Genomic DNA, 2,004 nt, shown 5'->3' with positions numbered 1-2,004 from the left:
GCCTGAACTTCCACACCGGCGTCACCGACTCGGTGGTCTCCCACAACCTCGTCCGCAACACCGGCGACGACGGACTCGCCATGTGGTCCGAGAAGCCTCGCCACGGCGCGCGGTGCACGGCAAGGGCGCGGGCCGGGGCATCGTGCGCCGATCGTCCGCCCGTCCACTCCCACGTGCTCCTTCCCGCCGGGGTGGGCGCGGCGCGGCGTCCACCCCCTGGGCAAAGCGGCGTCCCCGTCACCTCCTGGCCCTGGTGCACCCTCTCCCGGTGTGCTCCGTGGGCCGACGTGGCGGTTCGGGGACGATCGGCGGTGGCGGCACCCCCTGGAGCTGCTCCCGCGCGGCCCGGGTGCACCTGTGAGGGCGACGTTGCGCTGCGCAGCCCCGGCGGGATTCACTGGGACCGAACCGACCGACGCCGGAGGACAGCCATGAGCAGCGCCTTCCCGGCCCGCGGCCAGGATCCGGCCGTGTGGGCCGCGGCCGCCGTGCCGGGCCCGCTGATGCGAGCCCTCGACCAGCGGGGCGGCCTGCCGCACACCGTGCGCCAGGACATCGCCCGGCAACTCGCCGAGGGCACGCCGGCCACCCGACTGCGGGACCGCATGGAGCGCCGCTGGTGGGAGCGGTACGCGCAGCTGACCGCGCCGGAGCTGCTGCAGCGGGCCGACGACATCGCCCTCGACCTGGTGGCCGCGCCGACCTGCCCGCTCGGCTGCGAGGACGGCTGGCTGCCGGACGAGTCCCGGGTGTGCCCGTGGTGCCGGCCCAACAACACCGTCATCGACGTGGCCCCGGACGAGGAACCCGCCGGCCGCCGCCTCGAACCCGAGGAGCAGGCCCGCCGTGCGGCCGAGGTCCGCGCGGCGATGCGCGCCGGCCGCCGCTACCCGCGTCCCGCACGGTGAGCCGCTGACGGCCGGACCCTTCCCGGCCGAGGTGTCGGCGGGCCCGGGCCTCGGGCCCGGGTGCCGTGGTCGGGGGGCGGGTCCGGGACGGCGGGTCGGCAGCGGCGCGGTCGGTGGTCAGCGGCCGATTTCGAGGTCGGCCGCGACCTGTCGGGCGGCGGGCGCGAGTTCGGCGTCGATCGCGGGCCAGTCCGCCGCGTCGGCCCGGAGCCGACCGGCGGCGGGCGGCCGGGCTTCGAGCATGGCGAGCCTCAGGTGGGTCGGCGGGTGCGAGCGGTCGACGGTGCCGAATTCGCGGGCGGAGAGCCTCAGCAGCCGTTCGCGTTCCAGCGCCGGCACGTCGGCGAGCTGGGCGGAGAGCTCCTCCCACGGTCCGGCGGCGGGTGCCGGGTCGGTTCCGGTGCGGCGGGCCCGTCGGGCCCGGTCGGCCCGCATCCGCAGCAGGGTGGTGTCGACCGTCCGCCGGAGCATCAGGGTCCGCAGCAGCCCGAGGCTCGCCCCGGTGCCGGCGAGGTCGGCGGCGAGCCGGTCGGCGCGGTACTCGGCGGCCTGGCCGGTGCGCAGCGTGAGCCGGTCGAGCAGTTCCAGCAGCGCCCGGGCCACGAGGTTGACCGGGCGCAGCAGCAGTTGCAGGATCGCCGAGGCCGCCAGCTCCACGAAGGTGCCGAAGGACTGCCGGTACAGGGCGGGCCGGGTCAGCTCCTCCCACTCGTCGAGCGCGGCGAGCGCGGACCGCAGCCACAGTCCGCGGCGGCTGTCGGCGTTGACCTGGTGCCCGAGCTCGTGGCCGAGCAGGGCCAGCCGCTGCCCGGGGTCCAGCACCGCCCACAGCGGGAGGCCGAGCCACAGCACGTGGCGCCGCCGCAGGCCGATCCGTCCGAATCCCGCGTTGAAGTCCCCGGTGACCAGCACGACGTCCACCGGCCTGCCGCCGAGGGCCCGCGCCACCCGGTCGGTCAGGGCGAACAGCCCGGGGGCGTCACCGCGGTACAGCCGGGCGGTGTTGCGCGGCAGCCGTCCGAGTCGCGGGCGGCTCCGCGGCGTGCTTCCTTCTCCTTCCTCCTCGAAAAGAACCAGCGTGCCCCCTCTCCGCCCC

At 76.7% G+C, this 2,004-nt stretch carries 2 protein-coding genes; one reads left to right on the top strand and one right to left on the bottom strand.

The window, feature by feature from the left end; all coding sequences use genetic code 11:
- Positions 1-431: 431 nt before the first annotated feature.
- Positions 432-908, top strand: coding sequence for a hypothetical protein (locus ABZ641_RS35045; protein ID WP_344622411.1), 477 nt, complete (start codon positions 432-434; stop codon positions 906-908).
- Between the two features lie 117 nt (positions 909-1,025).
- On the opposite strand, the gene ABZ641_RS35040 is transcribed toward ABZ641_RS35045, so the two are convergent.
- Positions 1,026-2,004: M48 family metallopeptidase (locus tag ABZ641_RS35040; protein WP_359988434.1), on the bottom strand; the 979-nt coding region annotated here is incomplete at its 5' end.

The organism is Kitasatospora sp. NPDC007106 (assembly GCF_040634455.1).
In the GTDB taxonomy this organism is placed as follows: Bacteria; Actinomycetota; Actinomycetes; order Streptomycetales; family Streptomycetaceae; genus Kitasatospora; species Kitasatospora arboriphila.
The sequence above is the reverse complement of the archived record's forward strand: the minus strand, read 5'-3'. Positions and strand labels throughout refer to the sequence as shown.

What these genes read in the sequence shown, in the direction of transcription:
- ABZ641_RS35045 (WP_344622411.1), top strand. Translation starts at nt 432, where the DNA reads ATGAGCAGCGCCTTCCCGGCCCGCGGCCAGGATCCGGCCGTGTGGGCC.